General features: G+C 63.2%; 20 protein-coding genes. 15 read left to right on the top strand and 5 right to left on the bottom strand.

From position 1 onward, the window contains the following. Positions 1-174: 174 nt before the first annotated feature. The 4 genes from HPY64_09700 (at position 175) to HPY64_09685 (ending at position 5513) form a co-directional block, all read left to right on the top strand. Positions 175-2598: a glycoside hydrolase family 31 protein gene (locus HPY64_09700; GenBank protein ID NPV67404.1), complete on the top strand. Its 2424-nt coding sequence runs from the start codon at positions 175-177 to the stop codon at positions 2596-2598. A gap of 219 nt (positions 2599-2817) precedes the next feature. Continuing rightward, complete coding sequence (locus HPY64_09695) at positions 2818-3474, top strand: HD domain-containing protein (protein ID NPV67403.1); 657 nt, start codon at positions 2818-2820, stop codon at positions 3472-3474. After that, positions 3464-4300, top strand: coding sequence for an esterase family protein (locus HPY64_09690; protein ID NPV67402.1), 837 nt, complete (start codon positions 3464-3466; stop codon positions 4298-4300). Before HPY64_09695 ends, HPY64_09690 begins: the two co-directional genes overlap by 11 nt. Continuing rightward, complete coding sequence (locus HPY64_09685; GenBank protein ID NPV67401.1) at positions 4260-5513, top strand: hypothetical protein; 1254 nt, start codon at positions 4260-4262, stop codon at positions 5511-5513. Before HPY64_09690 ends, HPY64_09685 begins: the two co-directional genes overlap by 41 nt. Positions 5514-5545: 32 nt before the next feature. Here HPY64_09685 and HPY64_09680 read toward each other — a convergent pair whose 3' ends face one another. Then, positions 5546-7294 carry a hypothetical protein gene (locus HPY64_09680; protein ID NPV67400.1) on the bottom strand — a complete coding sequence of 583 codons (1749 nt, stop codon included), beginning with the start codon at positions 7292-7294 and terminating at the stop codon, positions 5546-5548. A gap of 121 nt (positions 7295-7415) precedes the next feature. On the opposite strand from HPY64_09680, the gene HPY64_09675 reads away from it, so the two are divergent. The 6 genes from HPY64_09675 to HPY64_09650 all read left to right on the top strand — a co-directional run bounded on the left by HPY64_09675 (position 7416) and on the right by HPY64_09650 (position 13676). Continuing rightward, positions 7416-7772: an IS1 family transposase gene (locus HPY64_09675; protein ID NPV67399.1), complete on the top strand. Its 357-nt coding sequence runs from the start codon at positions 7416-7418 to the stop codon at positions 7770-7772. A gap of 44 nt (positions 7773-7816) precedes the next feature. After that, positions 7817-8164: an IS1 family transposase gene (locus tag HPY64_09670; GenBank protein NPV67398.1), complete on the top strand. Its 348-nt coding sequence runs from the start codon at positions 7817-7819 to the stop codon at positions 8162-8164. Between the two features lie 412 nt (positions 8165-8576). Next, the gene (locus HPY64_09665; GenBank protein ID NPV67397.1) at positions 8577-10304 is read left to right on the top strand and encodes a hypothetical protein; all 1728 of its coding nucleotides are present in this window, start codon (positions 8577-8579) and stop codon (positions 10302-10304) included. A gap of 228 nt (positions 10305-10532) precedes the next feature. Then, positions 10533-11609, top strand: coding sequence for an ABC transporter permease (locus tag HPY64_09660; protein ID NPV67396.1), 1077 nt, complete (start codon positions 10533-10535; stop codon positions 11607-11609). A gap of 16 nt (positions 11610-11625) precedes the next feature. Next, positions 11626-12543, top strand: coding sequence for an ABC transporter permease (locus tag HPY64_09655; GenBank protein ID NPV67395.1), 918 nt, complete (start codon positions 11626-11628; stop codon positions 12541-12543). 167 nt (positions 12544-12710) lie between these two features. Beyond that, complete coding sequence (locus HPY64_09650; GenBank protein NPV67394.1) at positions 12711-13676, top strand: NAD-dependent epimerase/dehydratase family protein; 966 nt, start codon at positions 12711-12713, stop codon at positions 13674-13676. A gap of 89 nt (positions 13677-13765) precedes the next feature. Here the strand turns inward: HPY64_09650 and HPY64_09645 are convergent, their stop codons facing one another. The 3 genes from HPY64_09645 to HPY64_09635 all read right to left on the bottom strand — a co-directional run bounded on the left by HPY64_09645 (position 13766) and on the right by HPY64_09635 (position 16251). Beyond that, the gene (locus HPY64_09645; protein NPV67393.1) at positions 13766-14830 is read right to left on the bottom strand and encodes a GHMP kinase; all 1065 of its coding nucleotides are present in this window, start codon (positions 14828-14830) and stop codon (positions 13766-13768) included. Positions 14831-14955: 125 nt separating this feature from the next. Further along, complete coding sequence (locus HPY64_09640) at positions 14956-15372, bottom strand: nucleoside 2-deoxyribosyltransferase (protein ID NPV67392.1); 417 nt, start codon at positions 15370-15372, stop codon at positions 14956-14958. A gap of 33 nt (positions 15373-15405) precedes the next feature. Beyond that, positions 15406-16251, bottom strand: a complete 846-nt coding sequence (locus HPY64_09635) for a hypothetical protein (protein NPV67391.1) — start codon at positions 16249-16251, stop codon at positions 15406-15408. Between the two features lie 301 nt (positions 16252-16552). Here HPY64_09635 and HPY64_09630 point away from each other — a divergent pair, with 301 nt between their 5' ends. Genes HPY64_09630 through HPY64_09620 form a run of 3 tightly spaced genes read left to right on the top strand, consistent with a single transcriptional unit; the run spans position 16553 to position 20251 of the window. Beyond that, complete coding sequence (locus HPY64_09630; protein ID NPV67390.1) at positions 16553-17467, top strand: class II fructose-bisphosphate aldolase; 915 nt, start codon at positions 16553-16555, stop codon at positions 17465-17467. Then, positions 17464-18966 carry a hypothetical protein gene (locus HPY64_09625; GenBank protein ID NPV67389.1) on the top strand — a complete coding sequence of 501 codons (1503 nt, stop codon included), beginning with the start codon at positions 17464-17466 and terminating at the stop codon, positions 18964-18966. The genes HPY64_09630 and HPY64_09625 overlap by 4 nt, the downstream gene beginning before the upstream one ends. A 40-nt stretch (positions 18967-19006) precedes the next feature. After that, the gene (locus tag HPY64_09620; protein ID NPV67388.1) at positions 19007-20251 is read left to right on the top strand and encodes an iron-containing alcohol dehydrogenase; all 1245 of its coding nucleotides are present in this window, start codon (positions 19007-19009) and stop codon (positions 20249-20251) included. Between the two features lie 44 nt (positions 20252-20295). On the opposite strand, the gene HPY64_09615 is transcribed toward HPY64_09620, so the two are convergent. Further along, entirely contained in the window at positions 20296-21333 is a 1038-nt protein-coding gene (locus HPY64_09615) for a LacI family DNA-binding transcriptional regulator (GenBank protein NPV67387.1), read from the bottom strand. 617 nt (positions 21334-21950) lie between these two features. Between HPY64_09615 and HPY64_09610 the strand changes: the two genes are divergently transcribed. Both HPY64_09610 and HPY64_09605 read left to right on the top strand, forming a co-directional pair. Beyond that, entirely contained in the window at positions 21951-23297 is a 1347-nt protein-coding gene (locus HPY64_09610) for an extracellular solute-binding protein (protein ID NPV67386.1), read from the top strand. A 221-nt stretch (positions 23298-23518) separates the two neighbouring features. Continuing rightward, positions 23519-24403, top strand: a complete 885-nt coding sequence (locus HPY64_09605; GenBank protein NPV67385.1) for a sugar ABC transporter permease — start codon at positions 23519-23521, stop codon at positions 24401-24403. The last annotated feature ends 11 nt before the right edge of the window (positions 24404-24414 follow it).

Raw genomic sequence — 24414 nt, 5'->3', positions numbered from 1 at the left:
GCTAACATGCACAATAGCGGGTAGTGACGGTTGTCACAATTTCAACAAACAGCCGGGATCGACTGCCGTTTTGCCCTGCTGGTAGCTCTGCGGGGCGGGCAGCCTGATGGATGCGAATCGGCGCTCAATGGGCGATAATCCAGGTACATCAGTCTGGCAGAGGGGGGGAACTCCATGCGTTTGACCACCATGAGCAGCGCTGTCCTGCGCAGCTTGGACGGGCACGGCATGACGCTGAGCGGCCCGCACGGCGAAGCCCTGCGCATTGACATCCTGGAACAGGATGTGGTCCGCCTGTGGTTCATGCCGGATGGTACGCCGCGCCTGAACCGTACCTGGGCGGTCGCTGGGCCAGGTGGCGCGATGCCCCGCGAGGGCCGCCGCCGCGATGATCTGTCGCCCTTCACGCTGCCGGGCTTCAGCCACGAGATGGCCGGTCAGGCGATTCACCTGCATGCCGGCCGGCTGACCCTGCACATCGATCTGGCGCGGCTCCATATCGTCTGGGCGGACGCCACCGGGACGGCGTTTGCCGCCGACCTGTGGGGGCGCGGCTTTGCCCACGATCGGGGCGGGCGGGCAGTGCGTCACACCCTGGCCCGCCGCGCTGACGAGCACTACTATGGCTTTGGCGAGAAGGCCGGACCGCTGGACAAGGCGGGGTTGCGCCTGCGCATGGACGCCGTCGACGCGCTGGCCTATAACGCCGAGAACAGCGACCCCCTTTACAAGCACTGGCCATTTGGCATCACGTATGTGCCTGACCGGGGGATTGCTTACGGCCTGTTCTATGATAATCCGGCCAGTGCTGTCTTTGACCTGGGGCGGGAGATCAATGCCATCTACGGCCCGTACCGCTACTACGAAGCCGCTGACGGCGACATCGATTGCTACCTGATCTACGGGCCGGGTATCCCGGAGGTGGTGGAGAAGTTCACCCGTCTGACCGGGCGGCCCTGCCTGCCGCCGCGCTGGACGCTGGGCTATCTCGGCTCGACGATGCGCTATACCGAATTGCCGGACGCCGACGCGCAACTGCGTGGCTTCATCGCCCGCTGCGCCGGGCACGACATCCCCTGTGATGGCTTCCACCTCTCCTCCGGCTACACTACCGACGCGGCGGGCAAGCGCCAGGTCTTCACCTGGAACCGGGCCAAAATCCCCGATCCGGCGGCCATGACCGCCGCTTTCCATACGGCGGGGATGCACGTGCTGGCCAACATCAAGCCGCACCTGTTGCGCTCCAACCCCGCCTATGACGAGGTGGTCGGGCGTGGCGGCTTTGTCCGCGCAGCGGAAGCCGATGCGCCGGAGGTAGTGGACTACTGGAGTGGTGGGATTGCTGAAACTGACCCGGCGTCGTATATCGATTTCAGCAGCGCCGCCGGTTTTGACTGGTGGCGGGGGCAGGTCAGGCAGGCGCTGCTGGAGTGCGGCGTCGACGCGCCCTGGAACGACAACAACGAGTTTGAACTGCGCGATGACGCCGCCCGTTGCGCTGGATTCGGTGAGCTGTTGCCGGTCGGGCTGGCCCGGCCAATCCTGACCCTGTTGATGGGCCTGGCTTCCTATGAAGCCGTGCGGGAAGCGCACCCCGATCGGCGGCCGTTCGTAGTGACGCGGGCGGCCTCGCCCGGCATGCAGCGCTACGCGCAGACGTGGTCCGGCGATAACCACACCTCCTGGCATACGCTGCGTTACAACATCCCAATGGGGCTGGGCCTGAGCCTTTCCGGGATGCCCAACACCGGTCATGACGTCGGCGGGTTTGCCGGGCAGCCGCCGGAGCCGGAGTTGTTCCTCCGCTGGGTGCAGAACGGCATCTTTCACCCGCGCTTCACCATTCATTCGCTGGGTCTGGGCGGCCAGGCCACCGAGCCGTGGATGTACCCGGAGGTGTTGCCGCTTGTGCGGGAAGCTATCCGCTTCCGTTACCGGCTGCTGCCATACCTCTACACATTGCTGGCGGAGGCGGCGCGGACCGGCGCCCCGATTGTGCGCCCTCTGGTCTATCACTTCGCCCATGATCCGCACTGCCGGATGGAGTCGTTCGACTTCATGCTGGGGCCAAACCTGCTGGTAGCCTCCGTGCTGGAGCCGGGGGCGCGGACGCGGGCGGTTTACCTCCCTGCTGGAACGGCCTGGTGCGATTTTCATACAGGCCAGTGGCACGCGGGCGGGCAGATGGTGACGCTGGACGCGCCGCTGGAGCGCATCCCGCTGCTGGTCCCCGCCGATGGGTTGATCCCGCTGGGGCGGGCTATGCGCCATGTGGGGGCGGAGCCAGACAGCCTGCGCGAGGTACATGTTTTCCCGTCGCCGGGTGGGGGCGAGGGTGCCTTTGCGCTGGTGGAAGATGACGGCTGGAGCATGGCCTACACCCGCGGGGAGCAGACCCGTTTGACGCTGCGCGTTGCGGCTACGGCGGCGCAGATCGTCCTGGCTGTTGACCCGCCGCAGGGCGGCTTCCCATTGCCTTACGACACGGTGGCGTTTGTGCTGCCGCCCGGCGAAATGCGCCCGGTTTCCGGCGGCGAGGTTGCTACAGGCGAGGATGGCCGCCGGCGGGTGCAGGTGGCGGTGCCGCCCGGTCGGTGAGAATAAGGGGCCAGGGAACAGACAGTAAAGGAAGCCAGAGCAGGGGCGCTACCTGTGGTTGCAGGTTTATCGTCCCGGCTTCCCGCTCTCCCGGTCTCTTTCTTGCTGGCCGCCGTGATCACGGGCTGATCAGCCCTGCACCCCCGTTCCGGTGGATGACGGAGCCGGGCGGGCGTGTTATGCTCTGGATGCATGGTTGGTGCATGAAAGCAGGGGGCGATGAGTGATAGTGTCTTTGACGCGCTGCAGTCGACGGGCAACATTGGTCGGGATGTCAGCGCGTTTCTGACGGCAATGGGCCGGGCTGATACGCTGGCCCATACCCGCCAGGTGGTGGGCCAGGCCCGCATCCTGGCGGCGCGCTTTGGCCGTGATATGGCCGGGGATATGACCCGCGCGGCCCAGGCGGCCTGGTGCCATGATCTGGCGGCCGTCGTGCCGCCGCAGAATCTGCTGGACGAGATCAGGCGATGGAACGTCCGCCTCAAGCTGGAAGACCGCGCCATCCCGCCGCTCTTGCACGGTCCACTGGCGGCGGCGGTCGCCCGGCGGAAGCTGGGCATCACCAGCCGGGTCGTGCTGAACGCCATTCGCTATCATTCCACGCTGCGCGCCGGGGCGGGCCGGCTGGAGAAAATCGTCTTTGTGGCGGATAAGGTCGCCCTTGATCCCGCCTCGCCGCGTCATGACTTCCTGCCCGCGCTCAAGGCGGCGCTGGATGTCGGGCTGGATGCGATGGCCTTTGCCTACCTGGACTGGGTGATCCGCCACGAGGACGAACTGGGGTGGACGATCCATCCCAACCTGCGGGCAGCGCACGCTGAGCTGTGCGCGAACCAGGTTGCCGGGGAGGAACCGGTCGCTCATGCCCGTTGAGAGCGCTATCCACGACCATCTGCTGCCCAGTAATGCAGTGGGTAGCGTGATGCGCCTGCGCGTGGTGACTCCGCCCGGCTACGACCGGCGACGCCAGTACCCGGTTGTGTACCTGCTGCATCTGTGGGGCAGCCATGAACGCTTCTGGACTGATCGGTTGGCTGTGCACGTCCGGCTGGCGGAGGGCATCGCAGCGGGGATGTTGCCGCCGATGATCCTGGCTATGCCTCAGGGCGACAAGAGCTTCTACCTCAACGCCGCCGATCCGCCCGGCGTCGTCTGGGAGGATTCGCCCTACAACGATGCGAGCGAGTATTACTACGACGGCTTTGACTGTTACGGCAACTACGGCGACTACCTGCTCAAAGAAGCTATCCCTTTTGTCGAGGGGCATTACCCGGTGCGGCGCGACCGCGACGGACGGGCGATCGGCGGTCTGAGCATGGGCGGGGCAGGGGCGGCTGTCCACGCCTTCACCGATCCGGCCCGCTTCTGCGCGGTCGGGTTGCACAGTCCGGCGGTCTTCTACGACCCGGATGGCCCCGGGGCGCCGCCCTGGATCTTCGGCATCGACGACGACGATGCTTTCGCCCGGCGCGATCCGCTGCACCTGGCGCGGCGCTTTGTCATCCCGGCCAGCCAGCCGCGTATCTGGCTGGATTGCGGCTGGGACGATCCGCTGCGCCGCAGCATCGAAACGCTTCACCAGGAGTTGCTGGCGATGGGCCTGGCGCACGATTACCATCTATGGCCGGGCGGCCATGACGGCGCTTACTGGGTGCAACATGTTGCCGACTATCTGGCCTTTTATGCGCGTGGCTGGTAATCAAGCGGTGCGGCGTGGGCGTGGCTGGCAGGTTGCCATGCTGCTTGGCGGCCTGATTCTGGCCGGCCTGTTGCCTGGCGCAATTGAAGCCCAGGGTGGCGACGCGACACTGCCGCCGCCTGCGGCGTTGCCGGAGTACGGCGTGCTCGTCCAGCAATGCGGCGCTGGCGTGCAACCGCGCGGTCCGGACTTTGCCGCCAGCGGCCTGATCGTGACCACTTTCTCCCGTGACGCGATGTGGGTGGTGGATCTGGATCGCCGGATGCGCTACCCGCTGCCGGAGACTCGCCCCTGCGCTCCTAACTGCCGGCCCTCCCCGGATCGCTGGCGGCTGCTGTATGTTTCGCCGGAGACAGCTACCTTCTGGACAATGCGACCGGATGGTTACGACCGCCAGCCGGCCTTCCCCTACTATGTCAGCGAGCTGGACTGGTGGGATGAAACACACTGGCTGGTATGGCCGACCGCTGGCCGCCCGGCCATTTACCCCATCGGCGTCCCCCCGGAGCAGGGGGAGCCAGTGCATCTGGCCGACTTTGACACGTTCTCCATCCAACCCGGCGGCTACTACGGGCTGCGGTTGGCCCAGGGATCGGCAGAGTGGCCGGTGCTGGAACTGGTCAACCTGGAGGATGGGGAGGCGCTGCCCCTGCTGGAGGTCAAGCCGTACAGCGGTGGGGCGGTCTGGTCGCCGGATGGGGCGCGGCTGGCCTACATTGGCCGGGGGGAAGTTGACCCGCTGGTCGGGCTGGCCGGGGCGGAGGTTTTTCTGGTGGAGCCGGGGGTGGCGGATGCCGTCCGTGTCACCAACCTGACCGGCCTGTATGGCGCGGTGCGGCTTAGTGGAGAGCAGATGACTCACGCCCTGAGCTGGTCGCCGGACGGGCGCTACCTGGCTTTCTGGGTGATCGAGATCATCGGGCCGGATATGGCCGCCAACGTCGGTCATGCAGTCATCCACGTACTGGATACCGCCAGCGGCAAAATCACGGCTTACTGCGGCTTTGCCACCAACCGGGTCAGCCCGCGCCTGCCAGCCCTGGTCTGGTCGCCGGACGGGCGCTACATTGCCTTCGGCGTCGACGTGCCAGAGGACGAGCGCGCCGCCCTGCTGCTGATCCTGGATACACTCAGCGGCGACTACACCGAGGTCAGCGAGGGGATGTATGCCGCCTATGGCACATACGACCCGGTCATGTGGGGCGTGCGCTGACGCTGCGCTGCGCCCCTTCCCACCTGCTTCATTCACGGCACTTCGTACAGGCGGTAGCCTTCCGCTGCCAGAATTTCGCGCAGCCCGGCTTCAGCAGCCCAGGGCGGTTCCGGCTGGCCCGGCGCAGCGATCCAGTAGTCGTGGGCGGTCACCGTGGCCCGATCAGCGGCGCCCAGCAGGCTCAGGCGCAGGTCAGCCTGCATCAGGGCGTAGTAGAAGTGGTATTCGGCGAACAGCACCGTCGATCCCGGCGGTGCTTGTGTCCGCAGCCAGCGGATCGCTGGCCAGCGCCCGCCGAGCTGGATGGCATGCCGGGCATCGTCGCTCATGAACGGGTCGCGCAGGATCTCCAGCTTGTGATCGACGGCCATCCGGGCGGTGGGTAGCGCCAGCAGAATGATGGCCAGCGGCAACGCGACGCGCGTCAGCCAGCCGGTGCGGGCCAGCCAGCGCTGATGGGTCAGCCAGCCGGCGGCAGCCAGCAGCAGGTCGGCGCCCATCACGGCAAAGACGCCCCAGATCAGCAGCAGAAAGCGCAGGTCGTAGCTGAACAGCAGCCACCAGACCAGCCAAAATGGGACGCCAAAGCCCAGCAGCAGCACTGCGCGTGGCTCCAGGGCCGGGCGTGCCCGCCACAACCTGATGGCCTGCCAGCCCACGCCCGCCAACCCCAGCGCGCCGCCCAGCAGAAAGTGCGACGGTGTCAGCGCCGGGCCAAGCAGCATGGCCAGCGTCCGGTTGGCCTGGTCGGTCCAGCCGGTAGGCGGGATCAGATAACCGTAGGCCAGCGAGGTGTGGACATACCATGGCCCTGCCGCCAGCAGAATCCCGCCCGCCAGTAGCAGGGACTCCCACCCGTTGATGGCCCGTCCTGCCCCAGTGCGTCTGAGCCAGTGCGTGAAGATTACCCAGCCAGCTAGCGCCGCCGGGATCAACAGCGCGCCGTTCTTGGTGAAGGCGGCCAGCCCGGCCAGCAGCCCGGCCAGCGCCGCGTTGATCATCCCCGGTCGGCGACTCAATCGCCAGGCGAAGATCATCGCCAGCAGGGCATGTGTTCCGGCGGGCACGTCAGTATAGGCGGAGGCGGCCCAGTGTGGCAGGATCGGCGTCGTCGCCAGCAGGTAAGCGGCGGCCAGCCCGACCGTCCGACCATACAGATCGCGCCCCAGCACGTAGGCCGCGCCGATCCCGCTCATGGCCAGGACGGCGATCACGAAGCGCCCGGCGTATTCCTGTGGCCCGCCACTGATCAGGTGGAGGTAGGCCATTGCCAGCGGAACGAGCTGGGGATAGGCGTCATATACTCCGGCTCCGCCGAAGCGCCCGGTCGTGGCGAAACGGTAGGCCATCGGCCCGTAGAGGCTCAGGGTGTCGTCTTCGCCAAAAGGCCAGTAGGCGGCGTTGAACAGCGTCAGGACGATTACGGCGGCGATGGCCAGTACCGCGGCGACGGCTGCCGGGTGGCGCCCGCTACTTCTCGGCGAAGCGGGAGGGGGTACTCTGGGGTGTTCGCGCTGCAGGACATAACCGCCCGCTCCGGCCAGCGTCAACAGGAGCGCCATCAGCGGTCCGGCAGCAACCAGCGTGGGGGAGACCGCCGCCAGCATCATCAGCAGCCAGGCCAGCCCACCCAGGCTCAGGGCGGGCGTCAGGAGGGCGACCAGCGCCAGGTCGTCCTCACCCTCAGGGGCGGGCGAACGCGACAGCAGCCAGCGTGCCCAGGGATAGGCCCAGAGCAGGCTGAAGATCGCGGCCAGCCAGGGAACCAGTGCGTTAATCATGCGCCTTCCTTCTTGCGTTGTCAGCTCATTGTAGCAGGCCCACCTGCCTCCGGCACCCCATTCTGCGTCGTTTTTTGACATTGGGAGTGTCTAAAGGTAAAGATATGGGTAAAATGGGGGTATGAGCCAATGTCCATACTGTCACCGAACCGAACAGCAGGTCAAAGCGGGTCTGAATGCCTCAGGCAGCCAGCGCTATCTGTGTAAGGCGTGCCGCCGCAAGTACACGCCCCAGCCGAATGACATCGGGTATCCAGCTGAAATACGGCGCCAGGCGCTGGAGATGTATGTTGATGGGCTGAACTTTCGGCGTATTGCGCGCCTGCTAAAAGTCAACCATCAAACGGTCGCCAACTGGGTCAAAGCCCACGCTGATCAATTGCCCGATCCGCCGCCGGCTCCTGCCGAGCCCATTGAGGTGGAAGAACTCGATGAGTTGTTCACCTTCGTTGAGCGTAAAAAAACGTCGTCTACGTGATCACCCAGGTCGACCGAGCCAGTCGCTGCATTGTCGGCTGGGATGTGGTCTGGGAAAGGAGCACAGAGGCGCTGCAAGCCATGCTCGACCGTAATCCTCAGGCCCGGCGGTATTATTCGGACGACTTCTCAACCTATCACACACTGGTGTACTATCCCGGTCGTCATCAGGCCCTGACCGACAAGAGCCAGACCTATTCCGTTGAAGCGGACAATGCTGAACTCCGTCACTATCTGGCGCGACTGGCGCGTAAGTCGCGTTGCTTTTCTCGGTGCATTCACGCCCTCTGGCGTTCCATCAAGTTGTTTGTGTTTGCCTGGAATCGCCGCCAGTTATTCAAACGCCAGTTCCCGGCTTACCCGGCTCACCTGAAAGATTTCGTGTATCCTTGAAATTAGACACTCCCTTTGACATTTCAGCCTTTGGATGACTATACTAGGGTACTACCTGTCGAGAGTGGAAGAGCCTGGGTGGGAAGATCAGGCCGGGGGTGCGCCAAGCCGGTCTTGATCAGCAGGCGGCGGCGCTTCAGTGAGGGGGGCTGCGGCAACTTGACAGGCACTGTGGGCTATTGCTCGGCGGGCTGCCGCCGGCATTGCACATGAGCGAGCACGTTGCTTAGGCCTTTCTTTTCATTTCGTCCCATTGTTCCTGCCACAGCGCAAACCACTCAGCCAGAGGGGGGATCGGCGGTTCTGCCGCGGTATCAGACCCCGGTCTCTGTCGTGTGATTCCTGTTGAGCGCCTTTCCGGCGCTGAGTCCGGAAGGCTATTGGTTCGCTCCAGAGCGAGGAGAGGAATACCATGAGGAAGCTGAATAGGGTTCTTCTGACCGGCCTGTTGCTGGCGCTGGCGCTGACCCTGGCGCTGCCGACAACGGCCCAGGGGCCGAAGGGCGGTATCATCCTGGAAGCCAGCTTCGGCGGTGACCCGGCCACCTTCAACCCCCTGCTGTGCACGGAGACGGGTTGCGCCCGGCTTGTCGGTTTGATGATGCCCGGCACGATCGGCGTTGATCCGGAGATCGCGGCGCCGGCTCGTGTGGGCGATAATCCGCGGGTGCGCGGTGCGCTGGTCAAGGACTGGCAGATCTCTGAGGATGGCACCGTCTATACCCTGACCTTCCGCGATGACTACTTCTGGACGGACGGCACCCCGGTCACAGCCTTTGACTACAAGTTCGCCTGGGATGCGATCGTCAGCGGCCAGACCGACACCAACCTGGGCTATGTCCAGGATGTGATCGCCAGCGTGGAAGCCCCTGATGCAACGACGGCCGTCGTCACACTCCATGAGCCGGACTGCAACGCCCTGCTCTACATCGGCTACATCCAGGTGATCCCATCGCACCTCTTCAGTGATGACTTCACCCAGTTCAACGACAACCCCTGGAACTTTGAGCCGACCGTGACCGCTGGTCCTTTCACCTTCGGGCAAATGCGTTCCGGTGAGCTGGTCAGCCTGCTGGCTAACCCGAACTACGTAGACGCCGAACTGGGCTATGTCAACTCTGAGGGCTTCATCTACAAGAATGTGCCCGACGCGACAGTGATGGTCGAGCAGTTCCTGGCCGGTGAAGTCAACCTGCTGGATAGCCCGGCGGTCAACCGCCGTTCGGACATCCGCGCTGCCGCAGAGACCGGCGCGGTGCAGGTCTATGCCTACCCCGGCAACGCCTGGGACTACATGACCTACAACCTGGCCAACCCCGCCAATCCGCAGCCTGGCCTGGACGAGAATGGCAACGAGATCGTGCAGGAGCCGCACCCGATCTTCGGCGATGTACGCGTCCGGCAGGCGCTTGCCTATGCGGTTGATCTGGAAGCGATCATCGACGGCGCGGTCTTTGGCGAAGGCACGGCCATGGCCTCGACCGTGATCCCGGCTTCCTGGGCCTTTGACGAGACCCTGGAGCCATATCCGTATGACCCGGCCAAGGCGACCGAAATGCTGGCCGAGGCGGGCTGGGTGGATACCGATGGCGACGGTGTGCTGGAGGCGCAGGGCGCCCTCTACGCTGAGGACGGGACCGAGTTCCGCTTCACCCTGTACACCAACGAAGGCAACACCCGTCGCGCGGCTGTCGGCACGATCATCCAGGACGAACTGTCCCAGATCGGCGTCGCTGTGGACTTCCAGACAATTGACTGGAATACCATGCTGGACATCATGTATGCCCAGACCTACGATGCCATCATCCTCGGCTGGCGGCAGGGCTACCCGGATGACCCCGACTTCACCCAGATCTTCTCCATCCAGTCGGATGTGCCCGGCAGCGGTGATAACACCGGCTCGTACCACAACCAGCGGGTGGTGGATCTGATGCGTGAGGCGCGTCGCGTGCCCGGCTGCGGCCTGGAAGATCGGGCGGCCATCTACGCCGAGTACCAGCGCATCGTCAAGGAAGACCAGCCGTACATGTTCCTGTACGCCATTGACGGCATGTACGCCGCCAGCTCCAAGGTTGAGGGCTGGAACCCCTATCCCAGCAATATGTTCTGGAATGTCGACGCCTGGTCCGTTATGCCCTAGGGTTGGGCTGCCACAGGTAAACTACAGGACGCCGGGGCCGGCTGGCTCCGGCGTCCCCATCCCTGCCGCCGGAGATGCACCTTTTTCGGTTGAGCCGCCATGCAATTACTGATGAGTCTCAACCGAAAACGATGCATACCTCCGTTGACTCCCGCTCGTTCCTGCCGTTATGATCGGAGGATAAGCCATACCGGCTCTTTGTACAGGAGAAGCTAAGAGGCTTCAATCATGGTCAAGTACACGATTCGGCGCCTGATTCAGGCGCTTCCGACGTTGTTCGGGATCACCATCCTCTCTTACCTGCTGATGACTGCCGCGCCCGGCGGCCCGGTGGCCGCCCTCACTTTCGGCCAGCGGATCACCCCGCAGGAGCGTGAGGCGATGGCCGCCCGGCTGGGGGTCAACGATCCCTGGCCGGTGCAGTACCTGCGCTGGCTGCTGGGGGATGACTGGATGCGCTGGGACAGTGATGGCGACGGCGTGGCCGACCGCTCTTTCCTGATCCCGCTAGACGCTGATGGCGATGGCGAGCCAGAGCCGCCCGGCACACGGCTGGGGATCATCCGGGGCGATTTTGGCACGTCGTTCTATGCCCGCCGACCGGTGCTGCAGGTCATCGCGGAGCGCATCCCGGCCACACTGGAGCTGGGGCTGGCCTCCTTGCTGGTCGGCCTGATCGTCGGTGTGCCCATTGGCATCATCGCCGCTGTCCGGCGGGGCGGCCTGTTTGACAACTTCACCCGGATCATGGCCGTCATCTTCAATGCCGTGCCGATCTTCTGGCTGGGGCTGATCCTGATCCTGATCTTCGGCAGTATGCTCGGTGTGCTGCCGATGGGTAGTCGCTGCGCGCCGACGCTGATTGGCGATTGCCCGCCAATTTACGCCCGGCTGAACTACCTGCTGCTGCCCATGCTGGTGCTTTCGACTGGCGGCATCGCCGGTTACTCCCGCTATATGCGCACGGCGATGCTCGACGTGATCGGACAGGACTACATCCGCACGGCCAAAGCTAAAGGGCTACGCCCGCGCCAGGTCTGGTTCGGCCATGCTGCCCGCAACGCCCTGATCCCGCTGGCGACCTTCCTCGGCCCGGCGATCACCGGTCTGCTGGGTGGGGCGGCCATCACCGAGACGATCTTCTCCTGGCCTGGTCTGGGGCGCCTGGCGGTCTCCGCTGTTGTCCAGCAGGACTACCCGGTGGTCATGGCCGTCGTGATCATGACGTCTATCGCCACCATCCTGGGCTATTTGCTCTCCGACATCCTCTATGCGTGGATCGACCCGCGCATCCGCTTTGATTAGGCAGGGGCTGTAAGCTATGGCCGCACAAACCACCATCAAACCTGTGAATTTGCAGGAAGAAGAGGAACATCATGTCAGCGAATCGCTGTGGGCGACAGCTATGCGCCGCCTGCGCCGCGACTACCTGACGCAGATTGCCATTGCCGTCATCCTCCTGCTGGCTGTCCTGTCCATCTTGGCTCCGACCATCAGCCAGCATATCCTGCATGTTGACCCCAACCGCACCGATATTGCCAACAAGTTCCTGGGGATCGGTGCGCCGGGGCATATTCTGGGCACCGACGACCTGGGCCGTGATCATCTGTCCCGGCTGCTGCATGCCGGGCAGATCTCACTGGGCATCGGCTTCGGCGCAGCCATTCTGACGATGACGATCGGGCTGACCCTAGGCATCGTGACCGGCTACTATGGCGGGGTCGTTGATGACCTGATCAACTGGCTGATCACGACGCTGGACTCGATCCCCTCCCTGTTCCTGCTGCTGATTATTGCCGCAGTACTTTCGCCCTCGGCAGAGGCGCTGGTGCTGGTGCTGGCGTTGATCGGCTGGACAGGGGTGATGCGCCTGGTGCGTGGTGAGACGATCGCGCTTCGCTCGCAGGAGTTCATCGTCAGCGCGCGCTCGATCGGCGCATCTGACCTGCGGATCATGTTCGTGCACATGCTCCCCAACCTGTTCTCGATTGTGGCCGTCACCCTGGCGATCAATATTGGCAACCTGATTCTGGTCGAATCGGGTCTGAGCTTCCTGGGGCTGGGGGTCAAGCCGCCCACGGCGACATGGGGCAATATGCTGACCAACGCCCAGACCTTCTTCACCAAAGGTCCGCATCTGGTGGTCATGCCGGGGTTGTTGATCGTGATCACGGTGCTGTGCCTGTATATCATCGGGGATGGCATCCGCGACGCCTTTGACCCGCAGATGCCACGCTGATCCGCGCGTATAGGCAGATGCGCACACGCAGCAGGCCGGGGAGAGCGTTCCCCGGCTGCTGTGTTTTTCGGGCGGCTAGCTGTGGAAAGCAGGCAGTGTTGCTAAAATCATTCGTAGTAAGCGGTATGTTCAGCCTGGTAAGGCGGGCTTGAAAAAGGGGATGTTCCATGACCAAAACAGCGCTGGTATGTGGCGCAGGTGGATTTATCGGCGGGCATCTGGTCCGCAAGCTCAAGGCGGAAGGCTACTGGGTGCGCGGCGTGGACATCAAGGAGCACGAATTCATGCCCAGCACCGCCGACGAGTTCCTGTTGCTGGACCTGCGGGAGGAGCCAAACTGCCAGACCGCCCTGCGGCTGGGCGATGGCACCTTTGACGAGGTCTACCAGCTGGCGGCGGATATGGGCGGCATGGGCTTTATCCACACTGCCGAATGCGAGATCATGCACAACAGCGCCCTGATCAACATCCACATGATCCATAACGCTGCGCAGATGGGTGTACCGCGCTACTTCTTCTCCTCGTCGGTTTGCGTCTACCGCGACATGAAACCCGGCGAGCCGGAGATGACCGAAGCTGAGGCCATCCCCGCCAATCCGGATAACGAGTACGGCTGGGAGAAGCTCTATGCCGAACGGATGGCGATGGCTTACGCCCGTCACCACGACATCCAGGTGCGCATTGCCCGCTTCCAGAACTGCTACGGTCCCTATGGCACATGGCGGGGCGGGCGTGAAAAGGCCCCCGCTGCCATCTGCCGCAAAGTCGCCGAGGCCGAAGATGGCGGCACGATCGAGGTGTGGGGGGATGGTACGGCGATTCGCTCTTATACCTATGTGGACGACATGATCGATGGCATCTACCTGCTGATGCATTCCGATCTGGAAGGCGCGGTCAACATCGGTTGCCCGCAGTACGTTACCGTGGACGAGCTGGTGGCGACCGTAGCGGAAGTGGCTGGCAAGCGAATCCACATCCGCCATGTCGAAGGGCCGGTCGGCGTACAATCCCGCAACTTCAGCAACGAGCGAATCTACTCGCTGGGCTGGCGGGCCAGATACTACCTGAAGGACGGTATCGCCCGTACCTATCCCTGGATCGAGGAGCAGGTGCGGGCCGCCCGCGGCGGGTGATCCGTGTGGCTGGCCGCATAAGATGCGCAAGCAAGGCGGCAAGGGGATGGCCCCCTGCCGCCTTTGCTGTTGGATTGCCCGCAGACTGCCTAGCGGTCGGTGAATTCCTGCCTCCAGGTGCGCAGGCCAAAGCGACTGAGATAGATCGGGATGTTGCGGAAGAGCGGGTTTTCCTGCTCGATCTCGCGGATCATGGCTCGCTTCTGATGGGATTGCGGGCCGCAGAGCAGAGTCACCGACCCCCCTTCGCCGCCGGCGCCGTTGAGCTTCCAGCCGATCGCCCCATATTCCCGCGCGATCTCAATGACCCGTTTGGCGTCTTCGCTGACCAGGGCGCTGTTCAGACGTTCCTGGGCGGCGGTGTTCTCAATCATCGCCTGGCCCAGAGCGACGAAATCCCCGGCGTAGAGGGCATCCCGCGATTTTTCCGCCGTGACCCGCAGGTCGTTGAGCTGGCGGCAGTCCGGGCCGACATCTTCCAGTTCGCGGATGACCTTCTCGTGCACCTGCGAAGAGTCGTGGGTGTGACCCAGGTAGATCAGGGCCAGGCGGCGTTCCAGTTCCCACCAGATGCTGTTGGGCACGACAATCGGTGAGACGGAAGCATAGGGGTAAAGGTGCATCTCGATGAAGTTGATCCCACCGAACGCCGAGCAGAGTTGATCCTGAATCCCCGACTGGCGCTTGAGCATATCCGTCTCCACCCGGTGGGCCATTTGGGCGACCTCATGCGGGCTGAGCTGGCCCGGCGTCAGGCGGTCGAGCGCCCCCACCAGGGCCACCGTCACGGCTGCTGACGTGCCCGTGGAAGCGCCCGCCGGGGCTTCTGAGAAGATGGTGACCTGCAGGGCCACATTCTCCGGCACGCGCATCAGTTCGATGGTGGCTTCCAGCAGGGGGTGGCGGTCCCAGCCGGGCAGGTCCGGGTTCATGACGTAGCGTTCGCCGTAGTTCTCGGCGAAGATGATGATCCGTTCATCCTGACCGTCGTAGGGATAAACTTCGATCTGCACTTCCACGTAGGGGTAGACGCCGATGTTGAAGATCTTGCCGTACTTGGCGAACCAGGTATCCGTCCAGCCGCCGTTATCGCAGATGCGGATGGGGGCCACGCTGTTGATCACACACAGAGGGGTTCGCGCTTGATCTTGCATGAGGATTCGTCCTGTTACAGGCTGGTGGCGCTAACGCCGTGGCGCTGAAGAACGCTTCCATTGTACTCGAAAATCCGCCGGCGGCTCCGCCAGGCGGCTGTGGCTGATGCGGCTGATCGGCGGCGTCACGCCTCTAGGAAGCGATCAATGGCCTCCAACGCGCCAGCCAGATCGTCGTAGAAGGCGATCCGGAGCCGTGGATGGGAGCAGCCGGTGAGCATGGCCGACAGGTGTGTCCCGGCCCGGCACAGGCCCAGCACCGGGATGGCGCGGACGTGCAGCGCGTAGGCGATCTCGTATCCCACTCCCAGTGAGGGGACGGTCACTTCTGCGATCACGGCAGCAGCCTGATCCAGCCAGCCGATGTCCTGTATATAGATGTCGCGGTCGCTCTGGCCGACCTCGTCAGCCTCAAGCGTGGCGGAAGCGACGTGTTCGCTGAGCACGGTATGACCGGCCCGCCGCAGATGCTCGACGATGGCGGCGTAGACGGGTTGCAGATCGCGTCCGGCGCGGATCGAAGCCGCGAAATAGAGTTGCATGGTGGTCTATCCTGGCGGTATGCGCAGCCGGTGTTATGACTCGAGCCGGGCCAGCGCCTCGTCAACGCTCAGCCCGTCGTGGATCATGCTACGGAAGACGCCCATCATCCGGACCGGATCCGCCGCCTGGAAGACATTGCGGCCAATAAACATGCCGTTTGCGCCGGCGGCCAGCGCCCCGGCGACCATGGCCAGCGCCTGGCGCAGGGTATCCGTCCTGGGGCCGCCGGCGATCAGAATGGGGCGGAAAGAAGCTGCCACTACCTGGCGGAAGGACTCAGCATCGCCGCTGTAATCGGTCTTGAGGATGTCGGCGCCAATCTCGCAGGCCATCCGCGCGCCCAGGGCGATGAACTCGGCTTTGTAGATCGCATCTCCCACGCGCAGGCCGCGGGCCATCGGCTCGATGATGCAGCCGATGCCCAGCGCCTCGCATGCCTGGGCTACCGCAGCGACCTCCTGAACCTGGGTGGCCTCGGCGGCGGGGTCCTGGTAGCCGATGAACATGTAGACCAGCACAGCGTCGGCGCCCAGGCGGGCGGCATCCTCCGCCGTGCCCAGCAGACAACCCCGGCCCTCGTCGCTGCCCAGCATGGCCGGGTCGCGCCAGCGGTTGGTCCAGTCCAGGCGGAGGATGAGGCCGGGAGCGCCCCGCCCGGCAAACACGGAAGCATACTGGCGGGCGACGCCAGGGCTGACCAGAAAGGCATCCGCCCCCGCTTCGGCCAGCGTTTCAAGAACCTGGCCGGGGTTCAGGGTACCGGGGATCGCGCCCAGGTGTAACCCGTGATCAAACGCCACGACCGCTGCGCGCTGGGTCCGGGGATTCAACACGCGCCCCAGTCGGATGGTTTTGCCCGCGTTGGTATAGGCTGGCATAGGAACACTCCTCTGGCAGAAGGCCCGGCGGGCCGGATATCTCCGGCTGATCATCGCAGGGAGCAGGGCCGGGCTGGCGGGGGATGCTCCCTGCTGGCCTGACTATACTACGCCCGGTTGTCTGACTGCTAGAATTTGTCCTCCTCTTTGTCAAAGAGCGGTTTGGCGTCTTCGTGGTAGAGTTCATGTGCCCTGCAAGGGCCTGGCCAGCTAGCTGGAGGGTGAACGGTTTTCGCTCCCTGTGGTATAGTCAGAGCCGTGCTGGATGGTGATTCAGGCAAGCTGCGCAGGGGGAGGGAACATGCTCAGTCTGGCAGCCATCATGCGCAATGCCTACCGGGCCGGGATCGCTGTGCCTGCCTTCAACATCCCCTATCTGCCGATGATGGCCCCGGTGATCCGCGCGGTTGTCGACCAGGACTGCTTCGCCCTGGTGGAAGTAGCCCGCCTGGAGTGGACTAAATTCGAGGCTGGCAGCCCGGCGGCGGTCATGGCCGAATTTCAAAAGTGGCAGGCGCCGGAGCACGTCCGCCTGCATCTGGATCATGTCCCGGTCATCGATGAGGACAGGCTACCGGTAGACTACCTAGGGATCATCCGCGAGGCGATCGCCCTGGGCTACCATTCAGTGATGGTTGACGGCTCCCGCCTGAGTCTGGAGGACAATATCGCTGCCACGCGGGAAGTCGCCGCTCTGGCTCATGCAGCGGGCCTCCCGGTTGAGGCGGAACTGGGCGCGGTGCTGGGGCATGAGGACGGCCCGCCGCCGCCCTATGATGAGTTGTTCGAATCTGGCCAGGGCTTCACACAGGTTGATGAAGCGGTGCGTTTTGTCGCTGAATCCGGCTGTGACTGGCTTTCGGTCGCCATCGGCAGCATACATGGGGCCATCTCGGGCGTCTATAAGGATCAGAAGAAGATCAGCGCCCGCCTCAATCTCGACCATCTTGACCGGCTGCGAGCGGCGGTGGACATCCCGCTGGTGCTGCACGGCGGTTCCGGGGTGCAGCGTGAGTACGTGCTGGAGGCGTTCCGGCGGGGCATCGCCAAGATCAATATCGGCACGGAGATCCGACAGGCCTATGAGGCAACCCTGCGGGCCAGCGGGGATGTCAGTACAGCGCAGGGCGCCGTCTACGAGCGGACGACCTGGCTGATCCGGGACTATTTTGGGTTAAGCGGCACACGCAGGCAGATCGCAGCGGAGGCGGTATGAGTCTGCTGGGGATTGATGTTGGCACAACCGGCTGCAAGGCGGCGCTCTTTGCGCCGGATGGGCGGATGCTGGCGGCGGCCTACCGCGAGTACGATGTTCAGCATCCGGAGCCGGGCTGGGCGGAGCTGGACTCCGCTTATGTCTGGGCGGCGGTACAGGAAACGATCCGCCAGGTGGCCGGGCAGGCTGAGGTCGGAGACCCGATCGAGGCCCTGTCCATCTCATCGCTGGCCGAATCGGTGGTGCCGGTCAGCGCCGATCGACGGATTCTGGGGCCGTCGCTGCTGAACTTTGACTGTCGCGGTGAGGAATACGTGCCTGCACTCCGCCAGCAACTGACCCCGGAACGACTTTACTATATCAACGGCAATACACTGGGCAATCACTTTACACTGACTAAACTGATGTGGATCAAGGAGCACCAGCCCCGGCTGTACGAACAAACGGCCTACTTTCTGCACTGGACGAGCTTTGTGGCCTTTATGCTGGGGGCGGAGCCGACCGTCGATTACTCGATGGCCAACCGCACGCTCTTCTTCGACATCAACCGGGAGGCCTGGTCTGAGGAATTGCTGGCGGTCGCCGGGCTGGAGGCGGACAAACTGGCCCGTCCGGTGCCATCTCACACGGTGGTGGGGACGGTCTCCCCGGGCGTAGCGGCGGATCTGGGTCTTCCGCCGGGTGTGCAGATCGCCATCGGCGCGCATGATCAGTGCGCCAACGCGGTCGGCTGCGGGGTGCTCAATCCCGGCCAGGCCAGCTATGGCATGGGCACCTACCATTGCATTGCACCGGTGTTTACCGGGCGCCGCGCCCCGGCCATTATGATCGAGCGCGGGATCAACACGGAACATCACGCCATACCGGGGCGTTTTATGGCCTTCATCTACAACCAGGGTGGGGCGCTGGTCAAGTGGTTCCGCAATACTTTCGCTGCCGCCGAACATCAGCAGGCGCTGCAAAATGATCAGAGTATCTACCCGGCTCTGCTGGACGAGATGCCGCCTGACCCCAGCAGCGTCGTGGTGCTGCCACATTTCATGACCACCGGGCCGCCCGAATTCATCGCCAACTCCAGCGGCGTGATCACCGGCCTGCGGCTGGAAACCACGCGGGGCGATATCCTGAAAGGCATCATCGAAAGCATCGCCTATTCGCTGAAGGAAAACATCGACAATCTGCCGCCGACCGGGATCGCCATCGAGGAGTATCGCGTGGCCGGTGGCGGCAGCCGCTCCGATATCTGGATTCAAATCTGCGCCGATATCCTGGGCCAGCGTTTCATCCGCCCGGAGGTGACAGAGGCCAGCGCGCTGGGCGCGGCAATCATCGCCGGGGTGGGGTGCGGGGCGTTCACCTCCTTTGAGGAAGGCGTGGCGACGATGATCCGCCTGGGCAGGACGTTTGAGCCGGATATGCGCATGCATACACGCTATGGGCAAAATTACGCCAAGTATCGGCAATTATGGCCGCTGTTGCGGGAGTACTTGACCGGGTAATGGCTGCGCCGGGTGGTGATGACTGGAAGAGGGAAAAACTGTGACGGTTATTGCGCCGATCTACGTGGGCAAGGAAGCGATCGCGGCACTGCTGGCTTACTGCCAGGAACATAACCTGAAAGATCTGGTGCTGGTCGCCGACCGCAACACTTACGCGGCGCTGGGGGAGCGCGTTGAGCGGGCGCTGCGTGAGCAGGGCTACACGCCGACAACGATCCTGCTGGAAGGTGAGGAGGTTGTCGCCGACGAGGCCACCTGCATCAACGTCCTGGTGCGGGCGCCGGCCAGGCCGCAAACCTACCTCGCCGTCGGCTCAGGTACGATCACGGATATCGTCCGTTTTGTCAGCCATCGTTCGCGCAATCCTTTTCTCTCGCTGCCTACCGCGCCCTCCGTGGACGGGTATACATCCAATGGTGCGCCGCTGGTGCTGGGCGGAGTCAAGATCACAGTGGATGCCCAGCCGCCGCAGGCCATCTTCGCTGATCTACCGACGTTGCAGGCCGCGCCGGAGCTGTTGATTGCGGCGGGCTTCGGCGACCTGCTCGGCAAGACCACATCGGTGGCCGACTGGCGGCTGGGCGCGTTGCTGTGGGGCGAAGACTATGATGAGACAATCGCTGCCCGCACCGAGCGCGCCTACCGCGAATGTCTGCGCCATGTGGAGGCCATCCGCCGCCGCGATGAGGCGGGCATCCGCGCCCTGATCGAGGGCCTGATTGAGTCGGGTCTGTGCATCCTGGACTTTGGCCGCTCCCACCCGGCATCCGGCTCGGAGCATCACGCTTCGCATTACTGGGAGATGACGCTGTTGCAGCAGGGTCGCCCGGCGATCCTGCACGGCGCGAAGGTCGGGGTAGCTTCCCGGCACATCGCCGGGTACTACGCCCGGCTCCGCAGCATCCCCCGGCAGGAAGCCTTCGCCCGGATCGAACGGGCCAGCAGACCCGATCCGGAGGCTGAACTGGCCGCCATCCGGGAGGCGTACGGCCCGCTGGCTGAGACGATTATCCGGGGGCATGGGGATTTCCTGCAGATGTCGGAGGCGGCCTTTGCTGACCTCAAGCAACGGGTGATCGAGCGCTGGGATGCGGTACAGGAGATCGCGGCACAGGTGTTGCCGCCGGACGAGATCGCCCGGCTGCTGAGCGCCGTCGGTGGGCCGGTGAGCGGCCAGCAACTCGGCCTGCCGGAGGATGAAGTGCAACGCGGGCTGGCGTACGGCCACTACCTGCGTAGCCGCTTCACCATCACCAAGATGTTCCACCTGTTCGGGCTGGGGTAGTGGAACCGGGCCTAGCCCTGATCGGATGCCGCCAACAGGGTGGCTTAAGCCGATTCACGTGGAATGATGGTGTACGGGCTGGCGAAGAAACGGCGTGGCCCTTCTACCTTGCCCTCGATGCGCTCAAAGAGGGCGGTGGCCAGCTTGCGGCCAATGTCTTCCGGCTCCTGGGCGATGGTGGTGAGCCGGGGGCGGATGATGGTGGCTTCGGCGATGTTATCAATACCCATCACGGCGATGTCGGTCGGCACGTTCAGCCCGGCGTCCTGAAACGCCAGGATGGCGCCGATGGCCATCAGATCGTTGAAGGCAAAGAGCACTTCCGGCAGATCGTTGCGGGCCATCAGTTGTTCGGCGGCCCGCCGCCCGCTTTCGATGGTGAAATCTCCCCATAGCAGATGCTGAGGCTCATACTGCAGGCCGCAATCCGCCAGGGCCTGGTTAAAGCCCTGCAGGCGGCGCGGGCCGGGTGGGAACGCGGCGGGCACGGTCAGGCAGCCGATGCGGCGGTAGCCGCGCACCTCGATCAGCCAGCGCGTCCCGTCATAGGTTGCCTGGCGGTCATCCATGTGGACGACGTCCACCTGGGGATGGTTGACATGGTCGCCCAGTGCCACGATGGGCGTGCCCGATAGCCGCAGAAAGCGGTCGATATCCTCGTAGGTCAGATGGATCGGGGTCATGATCACGCCGTCGACCGGGCGGCGTAACACGGCTTCGCAGAAGTGCTTTTCGTTCTCGTAAAGGTGATCGCTGTTGGCAATCAGGACATCATAGTCGTAGCGGTGGGCAACATCCTGGACGCCGCGCACGATAGGGTGGTAGAAGGCGTTGGCGATATCGGCGATCATCAGCGCGATCATGTAGGTTTTCTGGGTGCGCAGGCTGCGGGCAGTCGTATTGGGCCGGTAGCCCAGTTCTTTGACCGCCGCCAGAACCCGTTCGCGGGTCTCCTGGCTGACCGGGATGGAGGTTCTGGACTGGTTAAGGACGCGGGAGACGGTCGGCTGGGAGACACCGGCCAGGCGGGCGACATCCTGCATGGTTGGCGGGCGGCCTGTTTTGGGTTTCTCGCGGGGCATGGTCTTCTTTCCACCTGGCACAGCTGATCAAGTGCGCTTGAGACCGGAATCGGCAGGACAGGCAAAGAACGCTGACCCTGCTGACATCAACGCAACACAACCTCTTTCATACTGAATTGTATAACGGTATACGATTTCGCAAAAGCCCCCAAGTTTTGCTAACCTGAGCCGGTTATTGGAGGTACTAGCATTGAACGATTTATAGTCATCTGTATGAAATGCACAAATGCATGGATCGACAATTGCCTTTGTTCCCGGCTCAACTTGCCTGAGTTGCTTGACAGGCTGGTAATTCTGTGATTTGATCTAGACGTGAATTCGAATTCATGCATTCGAATTTTCTTGCTGTGACTTGTTGATTTTTTACAAACCGGCGCCTGGTGGTGAGCGGTAGCCGATATTCCCCTTGAACGCCCCAGCAGGCCGGTTTTTGAATCGGCCTGTCTGATGAGCGCCTCTGCTTGGTATGCCTGTCTCTGAGCGCGTGCGCCGGCGGGAAGCCGGAAAGGAGGTGGAGCAGCCAGGAGTCATTTCGGTATGGAATGGCTTCGTGTCGATTGCGTGAGCAAGCTCGTACGTTGAACCATCTGGACGGTGTTCTTCACAAGGAGCAGAAGATGTTGAAGCGCTTTGGTTTGATCGCAGGAACTGTGGTGCTTGTCACCGTCATGCTCATGGTGTCCATGTCGATGGGCACTGTGCAGGCCCAGGAACAGCCGACGGCCACGCCGCCAACGGTTGGTACCGGTGCTACGCACATTAGCTTCTGGAACGGTCTGACCGGTTCCGATGGCGTGACCCTGATCGAAATGCTGGGCAAGTTCGCCGAAGAGAACCCGGACATCTCCGTCACGGTTGAAATGATCGCCTGGAACACGCTCTATCAGAAGCTCCAGACGGCGTTTGTGGCCGGCACGTATCCGGAAGTCTTCCTGCTGCATGCGTCGGAGATTCCGCAGTACGCCAGCTATGGTGTGCTCCGTGACCTGGGTGATCAGTACACCTCCGGCGGCGGCTGGCTCCCCGATGATGATCTCTCAGCGACCACGATGTCCGGTCTGATGTGGGACGGCAAGATCTATGGCATCCCGCTGGACAACCATGGCCGTGGCCTGTGGATCAACATCGACATGTTCGAGGCTGCTGGCATCTCGACCGACTACACCCAGGCGCCGACCACCTATGAAGGCTGGGTGGAACTGTTCCAGAAGCTCACGCTGGATGCCAACGGCAACAACGCCCTGTCGCCCGATTTCGACCCCGAGAACGTGGTGCAGTGGGGTTACACGGTGGGCGAATGGCCCAATGTGAACTTCCTGGCCGCGCTCTACCAGCATGGTGGGTCGTTCCTCAGCGAAGATGGCAAGACCATCACCGTCAACTCTGAAGCCGGTATGAAGGCGCTGCAACAGACCTACGACCTGGTCTACAAGTATCATGTCTCGCCGCCTCCGGCTGGCTTCGACACCTGGCAGGGCTTCGGCGCTGGCACGGTGGCCGTGCTGCCCACCGGTACCTGGTACCGCAATCAGTCCCTGCTGCAGACCGACATCAACAGCATGGCCTGGCCCAACTGGCAGTGGGGCCCCAACAAGGCGACCTGGTTCGGTATCCACACCTTCATGGTCCCCGCCGGTCTGGAAGATCCTGTCAAGCTTGACGCCGTGCTGCGCATGATCCGCTGGGTCAGCGAGCATCAGGTGGACTGGGCGGCTTCCGGCCAGGTGCCCGCTCGCCTGTCGGCCCAGGCAGCCCTCGATCCGGAGAACTATCCGTCCAACATCCTGCTGGGCAAGACCTTCTCCGAATACGGTATTCAGGACCCGCGTACGACGGTGACCCAGGAACTGCTCAGCCTGCTTGACGCCGGCCTGCAGGAAGCGCTCAACGACATCAAGCCGCTCGATCAGGCTCTGAACGATGCCGCGGCGCTGATGCAGGAAGCGCTGGATCGCGCTGGCTAACGTCGTAATTCAGGTCAAATCAGGTGGGGCGGATCACTGATCCGCCCCACGCTACTCGTGAGCCAGTTCTGCGAGTAGGTGTTCTTGAAAATCCGCACTGCTCTCTGTCTTCCTGTTCTCCAGGAGATAGAGCAAACGAACTTTTCGAGGCATGTGAGTGGAGGACAGGTAAGCCCATGTCTGCCATCATGGAGCGGCTTACCGGGTCCAGGCAATTTACTTTGCCTGTCAGCCTGAAGACCCGTGAAGCCATCGCTGCGTATACCTTCCTGGCGCCGTTCTTGATCTTCTTCGCCATCTTCTTCGTCCGCGCCACGATTGCTTCTGTTGAAATGAGTTTCTATGACTGGCGGCTCCTGCGCCCCACCCGGCCCTACATTGGCATTCAGAACTACCTTGAATTGTTCGATGATCCGATCTGGTGGGATTCGGTCGTCCATACGCTCTATTTCACTGCCATGACCGTGGTCGGAACATCGTTGGTCGGGCTGGCGGCGGCGCTGGCGGTGACCCGGCCCATCCATGGCCGGGGGTTCTTCCGCGTGCTGCTGTATATCCCTCAGCTGATGTCGGTTGGTGCTGTGGGTTTGATCTGGAACTGGCTGTGGAGCGGCCAGTTCGGCGTGATCAACTACCTGCTCAGTTTCCTGGGTATCCGTCCGATCAACTGGCTGGGGGAACCCAATCTGGTGCTGCCTGTCCTCAGCTTTACGACGATCTGGTGGACCTTCGGTTTCCCGATGCTGATTTACATCGCCGGCATCCAGGGGATACCGGAGCACCTGTATGAGGCGGCCAGAATTGATGGCGCAAGTGGCTGGCAATCGTTCCGCTACATCACGCTTCCACTGCTGCGCCCGACGATTCTGTTTGTGACAGTGACCGGGGTGATCGGTCATTTCCAGGTTTTTGGGCAGCCGTACATCATCACCGGTGGTGGTGGGCCAGGGAGATCCTCCTGGACCGTGATTATCTATCTGTACCAGCAGGCCTGGGTTGCTTTCCGGATGGGATATGGCGCCGCGGTAGCCGTAGTGATCGCGATCATCATGGCTATCATCACCACGTTCCAGTTCAAGATCATCAGCCGGCCTGTGGAGTACTAAAGGGGGCGGGG

The organism is Anaerolineae bacterium, assembly GCA_013178165.1.
Lineage (GTDB): Bacteria > Chloroflexota > Anaerolineae > Aggregatilineales > Ch27 > Ch27.
This window is presented reverse-complemented; position numbering and strand designations above follow the sequence as displayed.

Coding starts and splice junctions, on each gene's coding strand:
- HPY64_09615 (NPV67387.1), bottom strand. CDS start 21,333: ATGCCCCGCGAGAAACCCAAAACAGGCCGCCCGCCAACCATGCAGGAT.
- HPY64_09655 (NPV67395.1), top strand. CDS start 11,626: ATGGCCGCACAAACCACCATCAAACCTGTGAATTTGCAGGAAGAAGAG.
- HPY64_09630 (NPV67390.1), top strand. CDS start 16,553: ATGCTCAGTCTGGCAGCCATCATGCGCAATGCCTACCGGGCCGGGATC.
- HPY64_09695 (NPV67403.1), top strand. CDS start 2,818: ATGAGTGATAGTGTCTTTGACGCGCTGCAGTCGACGGGCAACATTGGT.
- HPY64_09625 (NPV67389.1), top strand. CDS start 17,464: ATGAGTCTGCTGGGGATTGATGTTGGCACAACCGGCTGCAAGGCGGCG.
- HPY64_09635 (NPV67391.1), bottom strand. CDS start 16,251: ATGCCAGCCTATACCAACGCGGGCAAAACCATCCGACTGGGGCGCGTG.
- HPY64_09645 (NPV67393.1), bottom strand. CDS start 14,830: ATGCAAGATCAAGCGCGAACCCCTCTGTGTGTGATCAACAGCGTGGCC.
- HPY64_09640 (NPV67392.1), bottom strand. CDS start 15,372: ATGCAACTCTATTTCGCGGCTTCGATCCGCGCCGGACGCGATCTGCAA.
- HPY64_09650 (NPV67394.1), top strand. CDS start 12,711: ATGACCAAAACAGCGCTGGTATGTGGCGCAGGTGGATTTATCGGCGGG.
- HPY64_09610 (NPV67386.1), top strand. CDS start 21,951: ATGTTGAAGCGCTTTGGTTTGATCGCAGGAACTGTGGTGCTTGTCACC.
- HPY64_09660 (NPV67396.1), top strand. CDS start 10,533: ATGGTCAAGTACACGATTCGGCGCCTGATTCAGGCGCTTCCGACGTTG.
- HPY64_09665 (NPV67397.1), top strand. CDS start 8,577: ATGAGGAAGCTGAATAGGGTTCTTCTGACCGGCCTGTTGCTGGCGCTG.
- HPY64_09685 (NPV67401.1), top strand. CDS start 4,260: ATGTTGCCGACTATCTGGCCTTTTATGCGCGTGGCTGGTAATCAAGCG.
- HPY64_09680 (NPV67400.1), bottom strand. CDS start 7,294: ATGATTAACGCACTGGTTCCCTGGCTGGCCGCGATCTTCAGCCTGCTC.
- HPY64_09690 (NPV67402.1), top strand. CDS start 3,464: ATGCCCGTTGAGAGCGCTATCCACGACCATCTGCTGCCCAGTAATGCA.
- HPY64_09675 (NPV67399.1), top strand. CDS start 7,416: ATGAGCCAATGTCCATACTGTCACCGAACCGAACAGCAGGTCAAAGCG.
- HPY64_09700 (NPV67404.1), top strand. CDS start 175: ATGCGTTTGACCACCATGAGCAGCGCTGTCCTGCGCAGCTTGGACGGG.